Source organism: Sphingosinicellaceae bacterium (genome assembly GCA_019285715.1).
Classification (GTDB): Bacteria; Pseudomonadota; Alphaproteobacteria; order Sphingomonadales; family Sphingomonadaceae; genus Glacieibacterium.
This window is the reverse complement of the sequence record CP079108.1, coordinates 1,544,509-1,559,345: the sequence shown is the minus strand read 5'-3', so window position 1 is coordinate 1,559,345 and position 14,837 is coordinate 1,544,509. Positions and strand designations below refer to the sequence as shown.

Here is a 14,837-nt window from a genome sequence, read left to right as displayed (position 1 = left end):
CGGTCAATAGCGAGCGTCGAGGTTCTCTGCTCCAGCAATGGCGGCGGAGCCAAGACGGGAAGACGGTGACATCCGCAAGGGTGGATTCCGGCGCTGCCCCCGCAACTGTAAGCGGTGAGCGGTGGTCCAGAGATGTGTCACTGGCGGGCGACCGCCGGGAAGGCCAGGACCATCGTGTCGACCCGTAAGCCAGGAGACCTGCCTCGTCGTGATAACGTTCCTCGGGCGGGGTGCCTCCGATGGATCGCGCAAAGCGCGCCCGGTCTCAGCCTGGCGGCCTGTGTTTGCGCGTTCTTTCGGGCCTCCTCCCACATGACGAGGTAAGGCCCATGACGAGTCCGCCCCCAACGATTTCATCTTTCTCCGCCTCCCTGAAGCGGCGAATGACCAGGCGCGTCCGGTCGTCCTGACCGGGCGCGCATCCAGATTCCAATCCTGAACGACCATGATCGGCGAGCCCCTCTCGCCGAAGGAGAATAACTGTGTCCGTCACCGTCGCCAACCTCGGTTTTCCCCGCATCGGCCCGCGCCGCGAACTCAAGACCGCCGTCGAGGCTTATTGGGCCGGACGGCTGGATCAAGCCGAATTGCTCGAACAGGCAAAGGGGCTGCGCGCCGCGACCTGGGCCCGGCAGAATTCGCTCGGCCTCGACGTCCTGCCAAGCAACGACTTCTCGTTCTACGATCACGTGCTCGACACCAGCATCATGGTCGGCGCGGTTCCGGCAATCTATCGTGGCCTCGGCGTAGCGGGCTCGCTCGACGTGTATTTCGCCATGGCGCGCGGTACCCGCACGGCGGAGACGGACGATGCGAACTGCGGCCATAGTCATGGCAGCGCCGTCGGATCCGATGTTCCCGCTCAGGAGATGACCAAGTGGTTCGACACCAACTATCACTACATGGTGCCCGAGGTTGAGCCGGGCCAGGCCTTCGCGCTCGGTTCGTCGAAGGCGATCGACGAGTTTGTCGAAGCCAGGGCGCTGGGCTATCATACCCGGCCGGTCGTGCTCGGCCCGGTCACCTACCTCCTGCTCGCCAAGTCGAAGAGCGAAGGCTTCGATCCGCTGACGCTGCTGCCATCGTTGCTGCCTGTCTATGTCGCACTGTTGCGCAAGCTGCATGCGGCCGGCGCGGACTGGGTGCAGATCGACGAACCCGCACTGGTTCTCGATCTCAACCCGGACCAACAAGCTGCGTTTACAACTGCCTATACGCATTTTTCCGGGCAGCTTCCCGGCCTCAAGCTGATGCTGACAACCTACTTCGGCGCGCTCGACGACAATCTGGCGACCGCTCTGGCGTTGCCGGTTGCCGGCCTGCACGTCGATCTGATCCGCGCGCCAGAGCAGCTCGACGCAGTCGTCGCCGGGGCACGGCCCGATCAGGTGCTGTCACTGGGTATCGTCGATGGTCGCAACGTTTGGAAGACGGACCTTGCCGCCGTGCTCGAGCGTGTCGGGCCGCTCGCAGCGTCGGGCCGCCGGGTGCAACTGGCACCGTCCTGTTCGTTGCTCCACACCCCGATCGACCTCGGCCTAGAAACGAGGCTCGATCCGGCGGTGCGGCCCTGGTTGGCCTTCGCCGTGCAGAAGATCGCCGAGCTCGCTACCCTCGCCAAGGCCCTGAACCAGGGCCGCGCCAGCATAGTCGCCGAGCTCGACGCGAACGCGGCGGCGATCACCGACCGGCGGGCCTCGCCGCTGGCCAACAACGCGGCGGTCCGGTTGCGCCTCGCCGGCGTGACGGCCAACTGGACCCGGCGCGTGACTCCTTTTGCAGAGCGAACAGAGCTACAGAAGTCGCTCCTGCACCTGCCGCCGCTGCCGACGACAACGATCGGCTCGTTCCCGCAAACCGCCGAGGTCCGCCAGGCGCGCGCCGCGCACGGCAAGGGCAGCCTAGATGATGCCGATTACAATCAGTTCCTCCGCGACGAGACCGCGCGCGCCGTCCGCTGGCAGGATGAGATCGGTCTCGACGTGCTCGTACACGGCGAATTCGAGCGCAACGACATGGTGCAATATTTCGGGGAGCAGCTGTCGGGGTTTGCCTTTACCAATGCAGGCTGGGTGCAAAGCTATGGCTCGCGCTGCGTCCGCCCGCCGATCATCTATGGCGACGTTGCCCGCCCGCAACCGATGACGGTCGACTGGTGGAGCTACGCGCAAAGCCTGACCGACAAGCCGATGAAGGGTATGCTGACCGGCCCGGTGACGATCCTGCAATGGTCGTTCGTCCGCGACGACCAGCCACGATCGCAGACCTGCCGCCAGATCGCGCTGGCAATCCGCGACGAGGTCGTCGACCTCGAACGCGCCGGCGCAAAGATCATCCAGATCGACGAGGCCGCACTTCGCGAAGGCCTGCCGCTGCGCCGCACCAGATGGCAGCACTACCTTGACTGGGCGGTCGAGGCCTTTCGTATCTCGGCCTCGGGCGTGCGACCGCAGACGCAGATTCACACCCACATGTGTTATTCCGAGTTCAACGACATCATCGCCGCGATCGGCGCCATGGACGCCGACGTCATCTCGATCGAGACGGCACGGTCGAAGATGGAACTGCTCGACGCCTTTACAGGCTATCGCTACCCCAACGACATCGGTCCGGGTGTCTACGACATCCACTCACCGCGCATTCCCGCGGTGGCCGAGATGTCAGCCCTACTGGTCAAGGCGAGCCACGGGCTCGCCGTCCGCCAGCTCTGGGTGAACCCGGACTGCGGTCTGAAGACGCGCAAATGGGAGGACGTGAAACCCGCGCTGGCCAATATGGTCGAGGCCGCTCGGAACGCCCGTGCCTCTCTTGCATGAGGCGGGTGTACGGGGCTAGCGTAGACCCCGGCTTCGCGTCTAGAGGCCTTCACAAACTCCCTCACCTTGGGATGACAACCGAGCCTTCGCCGACGGATGATGCCACGCGCTTGACCGAGCTAGCGCGCACACATCCGGCCGCGAGGATTCTGGAATCTGCGGTCGCGTAGGAAGGACGCCCGCCAATCGCAGATCGCCGGAGCGGCTGGGTGCCGTGTGAATCCGAGGGCGGCGATTGTAAGAGTTACCCTAGGAAACCTTGCCGTCGCCTTGTGCATAGCCCCCGCCACCTCCGGCGGCATATACTTCTCGTCATGCGTGGCGAGGATCGTATCAGCGGTAAAGATCCTCGATCCCGGATCGATCTTGCCTTCGGCGATTACCCCCTGCCCTTCGCGGAATATGTCGGGCAGGATGCCGATATAGGTGACCGGCCATGTCTCGATGCGGTCGCACAGCAGCCGGGTGATGCGCTTGCGGTCGCGGATCGGCTTAGCGGGGCCGACGCGCACCGCCTGGAGCGCATTGTCGACGCGGTAGAGCAGCAGGTCGAGCTTGCGGGCACCGAGACTGCGTTCCGCGAGTGCCGTGCACAACATATCGACTAGCTTGGCGATGTAACGCGCAATCGTCTCGGCGGCCGCAATCGGCTCGGCAAAGGCCTGCCGGACCCGGATCAATTTGCGGTCCTGCTTGGGGCAGAGGCCGGATGAACGCCATGCCGAGCGCAGCGGGCGACATCTGCTTCACACCGTCGGCTTAGGCCGCTCAGACGCGCCACGGTTTGCGCACCACCTATAATGAGGATCGCGGCAGAAGCCCAGACCCCGCAGGCGAGGGCAAACAGCTCGCCGCCGTCGCGACTGCCGTCGGTATTAACCACCGACACGCCGAGCGGTGTGAACAGGTGAAATAAGATCGCGTCCGAGATGACGCCCAGCGCGAGCAGTGCCGCGTAAGGCCGAATGCCGCGCAGTGCGGGCAGCAGGCTGGCAGCAGGGCCGTGCTGGCAATCAGCTCGAAGCTGCCGTTTCGCGGCGTGCATCGAATGCATGCGCGCCGGGCACTGGCGACATCGCAGCATCCGCGTCATTGAGGTGAGATGACGATCCCCACCGAGACGCCCGCAATCATCGACTGGCCCCAGCTCTACGACGACTTCGTTGCCGGCCTCCGCAAGCATGGGGTTGGCAACAGCGCTCCCGGTCTAAACGACCGCTTCGAGCCGTTCGTCCTGCCCAATTCACTTGGGCGTCATGTCGATCTCGACGAGTTGCTCGAAAACGGACCGGTGGTTCTCAGCTTCATGCGCGGGGGCTGGTGCCCCTATTGCCGGGCGGAAATGAACGCTTGGGCAGCGGCCGCGCCGCGATTGGCGGCCGTCGGTGGGCGCTTCATTGCGATCAGCGGCGAAGTTGGCGGTCGCGCCGAGACCACACGCTGTGCGCTCGCACCGGAGGCCGAGGTGCTGTGCGACATCGACCATGGCCTCGCCACGTCGCTGGGGCTGTCGTTCGCGCTTAGCCCGGCACTGCACCAGAGCTACCTGGACTACGGCCTGTCGCTTGCCGAAATCTACGGCGATTCAGGGCGCATCCTGCCGATCCCCGCGACCTTCGTGCTCGATACCAGCGGCATCGTCCGTTTCGCCTTCGTCGAGCCAGATTTCCGGATCCGCGCCGACCCTGCCGTCGTCATCGCGGTCGTCGAAGCCCTCCGCTAGTTCCAGGCCCGCGCCCGCATGGCGCGCAGCAACGCATCGCCGGCGGGCGGCCGCTGCCGCCCCGACACGGTCGCGATCACGACGCGGCGCGTCAAGGCCAACCCCTCGATCACGACGACCGTGACCCCCGGCGGCATCACACCGACCGCGACGATCGCGCAACCAAGGCGCGCCGCGACCAGCCGTACTGCGTCGGCGTCGGTCGCCGTCTCGTGCCGATAGTCGGGGTCGACGCCCGCAGCGGCGCAGATGTCGCGAAACTCGTCGAGATGATCGCCCGACGAGCGGACCCATACGACGTCGTGCAGATCGGCGAGCGATAGCGTTGCCGCCGTAGCCAGCGCGTGCGTGTCGGGTGCGACGACCGCGTACGCCTGCGCGAACAGCTCGATCGTATCGAACCGGTCGTGCATGACGCGTGGCTCGACGACGACGACCATGTCGAGGTCGCCCTTGAGCAACTCCTGCAGCAAGCCCTCGCTGTCGTCGCTGGCAATGCGGAGTTGGAAACCCGGCAGTCCGGCGCCGACCTCGGCCAGCGCCTCGCCGATCTCGGACCGGGCAAGGGCGGAATCGAGGCCGAGGTTGAGCGGCGCGACGGCGGCCTTGCCGATCCCTCGCGCCAGGCTTTTCGCCGCGTGCGCCGCCGCGAGGGTGCGCTCCAGGTGGGGCAGCATCTGGCGGCCCATGTCGGTCAGGTGAGTGAGCGAGCGCTCGCGCCGAAACAGCAGCCCGCCGAATTCGTCCTCAAGCTTCTGGATGGCGCGGGTCAGCGACGGCTGGGTAACGTTCGACTCTTCGGCAGCGCGGGTGAAATTGAGGGTGCGAGCGACGGCCAGGAAATAGCGGATCTGGTGCATTTCCATATTGGTGGGATCTCCGCGCCTTACTCTCCGACGCACGCCCCCACCTTCGGCAGAGCTGTCCATACGGTTACAACGCGATCGGCCGAGATGCCCGCTCCTTTTCGACTTCTTCCTCGCGCGAGGCCCTCCCAGGTTTCGACGACGACGTTCAGCTTGCCTCGAAGGTCGCGACTTACACTTCGACTCGAAGCCCGGTTATCAACCGCGCGCCACGTTCGAAAGTAAGGTAATTCCACAACCAGTTGGCACCCACGACGATACGATTGCGGAATCCGACCAGAAAATAAATGTGGGTCGTTGACCACAGCAGCCAGGCCAGCAGGCCCGCAATCTCGAGCGTGCCGATATGAACCACGGCGTGTTTGCGACCAACCGTCGCGAGATTACCCCAGTTACGATAGCGGAACGGCGCGGGTGCCGGTCTCCCGGTGAGCGAAGCCAGTAGTGCCCTCGCAACATGCTGGCCCTGCTGCTTCGCGGCCGGTGCGACGCCGGGCACGGGCTTGCCGTTGGCATCGACGATATCCGCCGTATCGCCGATCACGAAGATTTCGGGATGGCCGGCGATGTTCAGGTTGGCATCAACCCTCGCTCTCCCACGGCGATCAGGCTCGACGCCCAGCCACTTCGCAGCATCGGAAGCTATGATGCCCGCCGCCCAGATCACCGTCGACGTCGCGATACGTTCGTCGCCGACGGTAACCCCGTGAGCATCGATGTCCTTTACCTGCCCGTTCAACCTGACGACGACGCCGAGCTCTTCGAGAGCCTTGCGCGCGGCCTCGCCAAGCTTCGGGGGAAAGGTCGCGAGTAACCGGCTACCGGCCTCGACGAGGATGACGCGCAGGCAATTGCGCGTGACGAAGCGGAAATCCAGATCGGCCGCATGACGGGTCAACTCGGCGATAGCCCCGGCCATCTCGACCCCGGTCGGCCCGCCGCCGACGACGACGAAGGTAAGGTATTCCTCGCGGTCCGGAAGGCTTTCCTGGCGGATCGTCTCGGCCCGCTCCATCGCCAGCAGGATGTTGCGGCGGACGCGCGTCGCATCGTCGATGGTCTTGATGCCGGGCGCGAATTCCGCCCACTCGTCACGCCCGAAATAGCTGTGTCGCGCACCGGTCGCGATCACCAGCGCGTCATAATCGAGCGTTGCGCCGTCGGCCAGCACGACACGGCGTTGCCCGATGTCGACGCCGGTCACTTCGCCAAGCAGGACGCGCGTATTCTCGTGCTTCTTGACGATCGAGCGGATCGGCGCGGCGATGTCGGCCGGCGACAGGCCGGCTGTCGCGACCTGGTACAGCAGCGGCTGGAAGACGTGGTGGTTCTGGCGGTCGACCAGCGTGATCGTGACGTCGGCACGCGCGAGTCCACGGGCGACCGCGAGCCCTCCGAAGCCGGCACCGACGATCACGATATGGTGTTTGTCGGGACGAGCGGGTGCGGACGACATGGTGGATTTCTTTCTGGAGTCGCAAATTTGAATCGCGCACCGCCCCGCCGTCGGGGGCGGCAAGGTCACATCATCAGCATCATCGGCACTTGGTTGGCGAGCATGACGCCGAGCAACGCGACGAACGCAGTCGACGCGCCGAGCAACGGCAAGACCGCGTGAAACATTCCGGCGGTGGGAGTCTGGGAAATCGGCATCGAGGCCTCCTGGGCAGGCCACCAGCGACACTGCGGTGACAGGAGGCAATCCGGCCAAAAACGAACCGAGGTTACGCCGCGCCGGCTCGGGTTCGGACGCCACGACGCGCTGCCTGATTCCAGAAAACTGTTACTGACCAATGAGTTGTGCGGGCTAGATGCTCCGCATACTCGCCGCGCATCGAACTCATGCGCACCAGTGACGTTCATTCGCTCCACGTTTTAGGCGACCTTTGCAGTCGACGGAGAGCCGATCGCCTCCCTGCAAGGAAACATCGAATGTCCGTGACCATTCAAAGCTCGTGGCCCGTGGCGGTAGTGACCGCCCCGAATGACCCTTGGGGCGACCTCATGGCAGCAGCGCAGCGCGGCAACACCGGGGCATACAATCGTCTCTTGAATGAAGTGGATGGCTGGCTCCGTCGTTACTATGCGCGCCGGCTGCCGTTCTCGATGGTGGAGGACGCGGCGCAGGAGACGTTGCTGACCATCCACAAACGCCGCCATACCTATGAGCCCGGCCGACCCTTCGGGGCCTGGATGGCCGGCATCGCGCGCTACAAGTGGATCGATCGACTGCGGGCGCTGGCGCGCGATCCGGCCACATCCGACCTCGACGACGACGACAACAGCGCGGTCGCGGACCACGAGTCAGCCGTGACCAGCGCGATCGTGCTTGCCAACCTCCTTTCCCACCTGAAGCCCGCGCAGTCGTGTGTCATCCGGCTGGTCAAGCTGCAGGGCCTGACGATCAAGATGGCTTCCGATCACACCGGGCAATCGCCATCGCTGGTCAAGGTCAACATCCACCGCGGCCTCGCCAAGCTCAGCGTCCTGATCGAGAGTGATCGCGCCTGAGCGCCGACGCGGTCATGGCGCGCCGTAGTCGCCGGCGTGCGCGAGGCGCGTTCGTGCCGCATCAATAAAGGCCCGGACATTGACCGAGGCACGGCGGTTCGCCTGGTAGACGAGATGGACCGGCACTGCCGGCGGCGCGACGCTGTCGAGCAGCGGCACCAGACGGCCCGCGGCGACGGCGGCCATAGCCTGGTAGGAGAACACGCGCGCAATCCCGGCGTTGTCGATCGCGGCCGCGATCGCTGCATCCGCCGTGTTCACGCTGAGCCGCGGCTCGATCCGGATGGCGGGCTTGCCGACTGGCCCGAACCGCCATTCCTGTCCGCGGTCGAGTTCGGTAAAGGCGATCAGCGCATGATCGTGGAGGGCGGTCACGCTGGCCGGCGTGCCGTGCGCGGCAAGGTAGCCCGGGCTGGCCACCAATATCCGGCGCACGTCGGCGACCTTGAGCGCATGGAGCGCGGAATCGGAAAGGTCGCCGATCCTGACGGCGACATCGATACCCTCGTCGACCAGCCTCACCGTCCGGTCGATGAGCGTCAGCTCGACCCTGAGGGCCGGATGCTCGCGCAGCAGCGCCGTCACGACCGGCAGGATATGCAGCCGCCCGAAGGTCACCGGCGCCGTTATCACCAAGGTCCCGCCCGGCGTCGAGGTCCCGCCGCGGAGGGCAAGCGCTGCCTCGTCGAGATCGAGCAGGACCGCGCGGCAGCGCTCCAGATACAACGCGCCGGCTTCAGTCAGCCTGACGGCCCGCGTGGTGCGGCTCAAAAGCGCCGTCCCGAGGCTTTCCTCCAGTGCTGAAATTCCTCGGCTGGCAGCCGTCGCCGATATGCGAAGACGCCGCGCCGCCTCGCTGAAGCTGGCCTTGTCGGCAACCGCGACAAAGGTCCGGAGCATCTCGAGCTGATCCATGATTGTCCCGATATCCGCATGAGTGACGTGCCTATAGACTGGATTATCATCTAGCACGCGACGGCGCATTTCTAATGGGCAGGCCGCATCTGGCGACACTGCCCCGGAGAAACCTCATGTCCCGCCTGACCATTCCCGCCCGCGCTGATGTCCCCGCCAAATCGCAGCCGCTGCTCGATGCGGTCGAGAAGCAGCTCGGCGTCGTCCCCAACATGTTCCGCCTGATCGGCACCAGCCCGGCCGCACTCGAGGGCTATCTCGGTCTCAACAGCGCGCTCGGGCATGCCCTCGATGCCAAGACCCGTGAGCGGATAGCGCTGGCTGTCGCGCAGGCGAATGGCTGCGACTATTGCCTGTCGGCCCACACCTATCTTGGGCTCAACCTCGCCAAGATCGACGAGGTCGAGATCGCACTGAACCGTGCCGGCCACTCGGGCGACGCCAAAGCCGACGCGGCCGTGGTGTTCGCCCGCAAGGTGCTCGAAGCGCGCGGCCGGGTCAGCGATGCCGACCTCGCCGCCGTTCGCGTCGCCGGCTTCTCGGAAGCGCAGGTCATCGAGATCGTCGCCACCGTCGCCGTCAACGTGCTGACCAATTACGTCAACAATGTCGCCCGCACCGACATCGACTTTCCGGTCGTCCTCGCCGCCGAGGCCGCCTGAACGTCACGCCGTCGGCGTCCCTGTCCCGGGTCCGCCGACGGCGTCCTGCACCGCCAAGGAGTTACCACGATGCCGAACGCCTTCCTGACCATCGCGACGACGCCTAGCGTGCTTGCGGCGCAGGTCGCGAACGGCAGCGCCGGGCTCTACGACAAGGTCGGCGGCAACCGGCCGTCCGACCGGTTCGGGCCCGCCGAAACCGCTTTCATCGCCGCGCGCGACAGTTTCTACATGGCGAGCGCGTCCGAGAGCGGCTGGCCCTATGTCCAGCACCGAGGCGGGCCGCCGGGGTTCCTCAAGATGCTCGACGAGACCACCCTCGCCTTTCCGGATTTCCGCGGCAACCGCCAGTACATCAGCCTCGGCAATGCGGCGGCAAACGAGCGCGTCGCACTCTTCCTGATGGACTATCCGAACCGCCGCCGCCTGAAGCTGTATGCCCGGCTAGAAGCACGCGAGCTTGACGCCGACCCGGCGCTCGCGGCGACGCTCGACCTGGCAGGCTATCGCGGCGTTCCCGAGCGTGCGTTTCTCTTGCATGTCGAGGCGTTCGACTGGAACTGTCCGCAGCACATCACCCCACGCTTCACCGAGGTCGAGGTTGCCGAGGCCTCGGCGCCGCTCATCGGTCGCCTCGCAGAGCTCGAATCCGAAAACGCATTACTCCGCACAGAGCTTGCACAAAGGACCGCACCATGACCGAAGCCGAGATCCCGCGCGCGCCGATGCCGCCGTTCACCCGGGAGACCGCGCTGCTCAAAGTGCGCGCGGCGGAAGATGCCTGGAACAGCCGTGACCCCGAGCGCGTCGTGCTCGCCTATACGCTCGACAGCGAATGGCGGAATCGCGGCCGCTTCGTTACCGGACGCGCGGCGATCGTCGACCTCCTCACCCGAAAATGGGCTCGTGAGACCGAGTACCGGCTCATCAAGGACCTCTGGGCGGTGACCGGAAACCGGATCGCCGTGCGCTTCCAGTACGAGTGCCTGACCGAGGGCCAGTGGTACCGGTGCTACGGCAACGAACAATGGGAGTTTGCCGACAACGGCCTGATGCGCCGACGCGAAGCCTCGATCAACGATGTGGCGATCGCCGAAGCCGACCGGCGTTTCCTGTGGGCCGCGCCCGGACCGCGGCCGCTCGACCATCCGGGGCTGACCGGAGTCGGCGGCTGACCGCGATCACCACGCGGCTATCCGCTTGTTGACTGTATCGGCAGCCGCGGGCGCAACATTTGTCTCGCCCGAAGCAATACGAAGACGGTCGCGGACATGACCAGGTAAGCGAGCATGCCGGATATCGAGCCGGAGGGTATTGCCGCGAGCAACAGGGAATCGTTGCCGCCGGGCACTCGCGCGGCGCCAAACGCCATCAGCGTGCCGCCGAGGATCGAGCGGGCCAGGTTGCCGACGCTGGGCCATTTCGCAATGAAGCGCCCCGCCAACAGCGTCGCACCGATCGATCCGGCGACGGTCAGCAGGGCTAGTCCGGTGCCTTCACCCGCCACCATTGCCATCGGGGCCCCACCAAATCCGCGCTGCACCGCATCGGCATAGCCCCAGCCAGGCCGCGACGCGTAGAGTAGCGCGCCGCACAGTCCGAGCACCAACATCACCAGCAGGAGTGGGCGGCGCCCCTTGTCGCGATGGGCGCGGTCTCCGAGCAGCATGGCACCGGAGCTCAGGAACAGCACCGCGAACATTACCAGCACGACGCCGCCCGCCAGCGTCGGGCTGGCCAGTGGGGTCTTCAGGGTGGCGAGCGCCGGTGGATCGAGACGCGTCAACGCCGAGCCCAGCGCCAGGCCGACGGGCAGGCCGAGAAAGCGCAACTCGCCATTGCCCAGCCGCCCGAGCGAACCGAGCAGGCACGCGTCGTTCACGACCGCGCCGAGGCCGAGCAGGCACGCGCCGACGACCAGCGAACCGCCTAGCGCAACACTCCCGGCCAGATGCAACTCGCCGTGCGACAGCCAGGCGGCCGGCAGGAGCACCAGTCCGGCCGTACCGGCCGCAAACGCGATGCCGATCGTCAACCTTGGGCTCCGCCGCTCGATCAGCTCGCGCACCGCGCGAACCGTGCAGATGCCGCCATGATTGACCGACCAACCGACCAGCAGCGCTCCGAGGCCGGCAAGCAGCAAGCCCCCCATCAGTCGCTCGTCAGGAATGAGGTGGCGGGACGATTTGGGTCATCGGGCCGATCCTTTTCGGGGAGACAACGGCCCGACGTGAGCCGCTCTGTCCAATTCCGGCGCAGGCTCGCGAATGGTTACAGCGCTGCAGCGCCGCGAAGCGCGTGGCCGAGGCTGGCGCGGCGTCGGCGGCGCATGCACTGTAACGATCTTCGAACGTCCAGCGGAATGGGCATGATGATTGCTCGATCCCGCGCAGAAATTGTAGTTCCAAGCCCTGCCATCCCCGCGGCGGACGGCCGGGCGTGGCTTTCGGCGGGCGAGATCGCGGTCCTTGGTACGGGATCGGCGCTCCCCGGCTCGCCGCTGGCCACGGAGGCGCTGCTCGACCGCCTCGGCCCCTGGCTGGGGCCGAGCGAGCGCGAGCGCGGTCGTGCGGTTGCCGCCAAGCTCGGTGTCGCCAAGCGCCATTGCAGCCGGTCTTGGCGTTCGCGGATCGAAGCGCCTGACCCCGGCCGGTCGAATCCTGAGCTTGCAGCGCAAGCGATCCGGGCCGCGCTGACCGAGGCCGGTGTGTCGATCGCAGACGTCGCCTACCTGATCAGCCATACCGCGACGCCGGTCCAGTTGCTGCCCGGCAACGTCACCTTCGTCGCCGACCTGCTCGGCTATTCGGGGCCGCACATCGAACTGCGCCAGGCTTGCACCGGCTTCGCCAACGCGTTGATGATCGCTTTCGGCCTTTTGGCCCGGCACGACGCGCGACCTGTGGTGATCGTCGGTTCGGAGACCGGATCGGCCTTCCTGGACCCCGAGCAACTGAGCATCGACCCAAGCCAGATCGTCAACCTCGTCCAGATGGGCGACGGGGCCGGTGCCGTGGTGCTCGCGCCGTACCGGCCCGGCCGGGATCGACTGCACTCGGCGTGGTTCGGCGCGATGGGGCTGGACCGCTCGCCCGGGATCGAACTGCGGGGCGATAGCTCCCTGGCGTCGGCGACGGGTCCGGGGCCCTTGCAGTTCGCACATGATTTTCGTGCCATCCTCGCGACTGGCCGGACGCTGTTCGACGCCGGCGCAGCCACAGCGGCAACCCACGGCTTCGACATCGCCGATGCCGACACCGTCATCCCCCATCAGGTCAGCGGGCGCATCGGCCAGCAAGTCGCCGAGCATCTCGGGCTGCCCATCGACCAGATTTTCGTCAACGCCGACACCATCGGCAATACGGGCTCGGCCGCGATCTGGATCGCGCTGGACGAATTGCGCGGGGCCGGCGTGTGGCCGGGACACACGGCCGTCGTGCTCGGTGCCGAAGCGACCAAGTTCATGCATGGCGGCTTCGTCCTTGAGACCGCCTGATCCGACCGTCGAGGTTCGCGGCCTCGGCAAGGCCTTTGCCGGAAAGACGGTCGTCGGCAACGTTTCGATGACGCTGCACGCCGGCCAGACGATCGGGCTGGTCGGCGCGAACGGTGGCGGCAAGACGACGACGCTGCGGATGCTTGCCGGTCTGCTGCGTCCAGATGCCGGTGAAGGTCAGGTCCTCGGGTACGATATCCGCCGGGCGCCCGATGCACGTCGGGGAATCGGGTATATGAGCCAGCGGCTCGCGCTCTATCCCGACCTCACGGTCGCTGAAAATTTGCGCTTTCGAGCTCGACTCTTGTCGCTGGAGCCGGAAGCGCTCGCCGAGCTCGTCGCGCGTTTCGGCCTCGGGTTGCAACTCGGCACCCGCTTCGGGCGATTGTCGGGTGGGTGGGCGCGCCGCGTGCAGTTCGCCGCGACACTGCTTGGGCGACCGGCACTGCTTTTGCTCGATGAGCCGACCGCCGGCCTCGACGTCGCGACACGGCGCGACATCTGGCGCTGGCTGGGCGAACTCGCCGCCGAAGGCACCGCGACCATTATCAGCACCCACGACCTTGCCGAGGCGGAAAATTGCCCGCTGATCCTGCACTATGCCGATGGCCGGGCCGAGGGCCCTATCGATCCTGCCGCACTGACCGCAGCGGCTGGAACGAAGTCGCTCGAAGCCGCGGTGATCGCCCGCGCGGTTGCCGCCCGGTGAGGAGCCGCCTGGCGCGAATCGCTGCAGTCGCGGACATCGAGCTCCGCCGCCTGCTCCGAGCCCGCACGACGTTTACCCTGTTGCTGGTCGTGCCGGCCCTGCAGGTGGCCCTGTTCGGCTATGCCATCCAGCCAGTCGCCACCTCGATCATCGTCGGGATTGCTGCCGATAGCGACGTGAGCGCCAGACGGGTCGCCGAGGTCTTGCACGTCAGTCCCGATCTGGAGGTTATCACGACGCGATTGCCCGCGGGCACGGCAGCAGCAGCGGTCAAGCGCGGTGCCATTCTGGTCGGCGTGGAAGTGCCACCGCTCGCGACGCTGACCAGCGTCTTCGCTGGCCCGGCCCCGCTGCAAGTCTTCATCGACGACACCAACCCGGCGTTGGTCTCGGGGCTCGTGGCACAACTGCAGGCCACGTACTGGCGCGCGGTCGCCGAGCGCTCGTCGCCCGATGAACGCCTGCCGCTCAGCATCGTGCGGCTCTACAATCCCCATCAGCGCGCCGACTGGAGCTTCGTGCCGGCGCTGATCGGCGTCGTCGTCATGATCAGCTCGATCATGCTGGGCAGCCTGAGCCTGGCGCGCGAACGCGAGATCGGCACCTGGGAGGCGCTGCTGGCGTTGCCGATCACGAAGGCCGAGATCATGGCGGGCAAGCTCCTGCCGTACATTGTCACGGGGACGCTGCAGGGCATGCTGGTGCTGGGCATCGGCGATTGGCTGTTCGACCTGCCGATGCGGGGCAGCATCGTTGCGCTGCTCCTGCTGCTGCCGGTGTTCGCCGCAGCTCATGTGATCCTCGGCTATGCCATCGCGACCCGCGCCGCGACGCAGCTCGAGGCGCTGCAGGGTGCGGTCGCGTTTTATCTGCCGGCGATGCTGTTGTCCGGGTTCCTGTATCCGTTCGAAACCCTGCCGGCCTGGGCGCGGGTCGCCGGCAATCTTTTCCCGCTGACGCATTTCATTCGGGCGGCGCGGGGCGCGGCCTTGCGTGGCGACGACTTTGCCATGGTGGTCTCGCAAGGCGTGCCGATCGCTGCGTTTGCCGTCGTGCTCGTCGTGTTGGCGCTCGCGACCCCCGCCCCGAAGCTTGACTGAGCCGCGACGCTGTAACCGATCGCGGCGCCGGAACGGATC

At 66.3% G+C, this 14,837-nt stretch carries 15 protein-coding genes and 1 riboswitch; of the genes, 9 read left to right on the top strand and 6 right to left on the bottom strand.

Annotated elements, in window-relative coordinates; translation table 11 throughout:
* Positions 1 to 2 precede the first annotated feature (2 nt).
* Positions 3 to 221: riboswitch (cobalamin riboswitch) on the top strand.
* 261 nt (positions 222 to 482) lie between these two features.
* Positions 483 to 2,816, top strand: coding sequence for a 5-methyltetrahydropteroyltriglutamate--homocysteine S-methyltransferase (gene metE, locus KX816_07220; GenBank protein QXQ07785.1), 2,334 nt, complete (start codon positions 483 to 485; stop codon positions 2,814 to 2,816).
* Between the two features lie 119 nt (positions 2,817 to 2,935).
* Here the strand turns inward: metE and KX816_07215 are convergent, their stop codons facing one another.
* The gene (locus KX816_07215) at positions 2,936 to 3,415 is read right to left on the bottom strand and encodes a cytochrome c maturation protein CcmE (GenBank protein QXQ08446.1); all 480 of its coding nucleotides are present in this window, start codon (positions 3,413 to 3,415) and stop codon (positions 2,936 to 2,938) included.
* Positions 3,416 to 3,492: 77 nt separating this feature from the next.
* Entirely contained in the window at positions 3,493 to 3,909 is a 417-nt protein-coding gene (locus KX816_07210; GenBank protein ID QXQ07784.1) for a hypothetical protein, read from the bottom strand.
* A 9-nt stretch (positions 3,910 to 3,918) separates the two neighbouring features.
* On the opposite strand from KX816_07210, the gene KX816_07205 reads away from it, so the two are divergent.
* Entirely contained in the window at positions 3,919 to 4,539 is a 621-nt protein-coding gene (locus KX816_07205; GenBank protein ID QXQ07783.1) for an AhpC/TSA family protein, read from the top strand.
* Here KX816_07205 and KX816_07200 read toward each other — a convergent pair.
* Positions 4,536 to 5,405: a LysR family transcriptional regulator gene (locus KX816_07200; protein QXQ07782.1), complete on the bottom strand. Its 870-nt coding sequence runs from the start codon at positions 5,403 to 5,405 to the stop codon at positions 4,536 to 4,538. The two genes, KX816_07205 and KX816_07200, sit on opposite strands and share 4 nt — an antisense overlap.
* 172 nt (positions 5,406 to 5,577) lie before the next feature.
* Positions 5,578 to 6,861 carry an NAD(P)/FAD-dependent oxidoreductase gene (locus KX816_07195; GenBank protein QXQ08445.1) on the bottom strand — a complete coding sequence of 428 codons (1,284 nt, stop codon included), beginning with the start codon at positions 6,859 to 6,861 and terminating at the stop codon, positions 5,578 to 5,580.
* A 548-nt stretch (positions 6,862 to 7,409) separates the two neighbouring features.
* On the opposite strand from KX816_07195, the gene KX816_07190 reads away from it, so the two are divergent.
* A complete protein-coding gene (locus KX816_07190) occupies positions 7,410 to 7,916 on the top strand; it encodes a sigma-70 family RNA polymerase sigma factor (GenBank protein QXQ08444.1) in 507 nt (168 codons plus the stop codon).
* Positions 7,917 to 7,928: 12 nt separating this feature from the next.
* On the opposite strand, the gene KX816_07185 is transcribed toward KX816_07190, so the two are convergent.
* Positions 7,929 to 8,831: a LysR family transcriptional regulator gene (locus KX816_07185; protein ID QXQ07781.1), complete on the bottom strand. Its 903-nt coding sequence runs from the start codon at positions 8,829 to 8,831 to the stop codon at positions 7,929 to 7,931.
* 116 nt (positions 8,832 to 8,947) lie between these two features.
* Here KX816_07185 and KX816_07180 point away from each other — a divergent pair, with 116 nt between their 5' ends.
* The 3 genes from KX816_07180 to KX816_07170 all read left to right on the top strand — a co-directional run bounded on the left by KX816_07180 (position 8,948) and on the right by KX816_07170 (position 10,668).
* On the top strand, positions 8,948 to 9,493 hold the full coding sequence (locus tag KX816_07180; GenBank protein QXQ07780.1) for a carboxymuconolactone decarboxylase family protein: 546 nt from the start codon (positions 8,948 to 8,950) through the stop codon (positions 9,491 to 9,493).
* Between the two features lie 69 nt (positions 9,494 to 9,562).
* Complete coding sequence (locus KX816_07175; GenBank protein QXQ07779.1) at positions 9,563 to 10,192, top strand: pyridoxamine 5'-phosphate oxidase family protein; 630 nt, start codon at positions 9,563 to 9,565, stop codon at positions 10,190 to 10,192.
* On the top strand, positions 10,189 to 10,668 hold the full coding sequence (locus KX816_07170) for a nuclear transport factor 2 family protein (GenBank protein QXQ07778.1): 480 nt from the start codon (positions 10,189 to 10,191) through the stop codon (positions 10,666 to 10,668). Before KX816_07175 ends, KX816_07170 begins: the two co-directional genes overlap by 4 nt.
* A gap of 17 nt (positions 10,669 to 10,685) precedes the next feature.
* On the opposite strand, the gene KX816_07165 is transcribed toward KX816_07170, so the two are convergent.
* Positions 10,686 to 11,645, bottom strand: coding sequence for a YeeE/YedE family protein (locus tag KX816_07165; GenBank protein ID QXQ07777.1), 960 nt, complete (start codon positions 11,643 to 11,645; stop codon positions 10,686 to 10,688).
* Between the two features lie 219 nt (positions 11,646 to 11,864).
* Between KX816_07165 and KX816_07160 the strand changes: the two genes are divergently transcribed.
* From KX816_07160 to KX816_07150, 3 genes are read left to right on the top strand one after another with little or no spacing between them, the layout of a single operon-like run.
* Complete coding sequence (locus KX816_07160) at positions 11,865 to 12,989, top strand: 3-oxoacyl-ACP synthase (GenBank protein QXQ08443.1); 1,125 nt, start codon at positions 11,865 to 11,867, stop codon at positions 12,987 to 12,989.
* On the top strand, positions 12,976 to 13,698 hold the full coding sequence (locus KX816_07155; GenBank protein QXQ07776.1) for an ABC transporter ATP-binding protein: 723 nt from the start codon (positions 12,976 to 12,978) through the stop codon (positions 13,696 to 13,698). The genes KX816_07160 and KX816_07155 overlap by 14 nt, the downstream gene beginning before the upstream one ends.
* Positions 13,695 to 14,798, top strand: coding sequence for an ABC transporter permease (locus tag KX816_07150; GenBank protein QXQ07775.1), 1,104 nt, complete (start codon positions 13,695 to 13,697; stop codon positions 14,796 to 14,798). The genes KX816_07155 and KX816_07150 overlap by 4 nt, the downstream gene beginning before the upstream one ends.
* Positions 14,799 to 14,837: the final 39 nt, after the last annotated feature.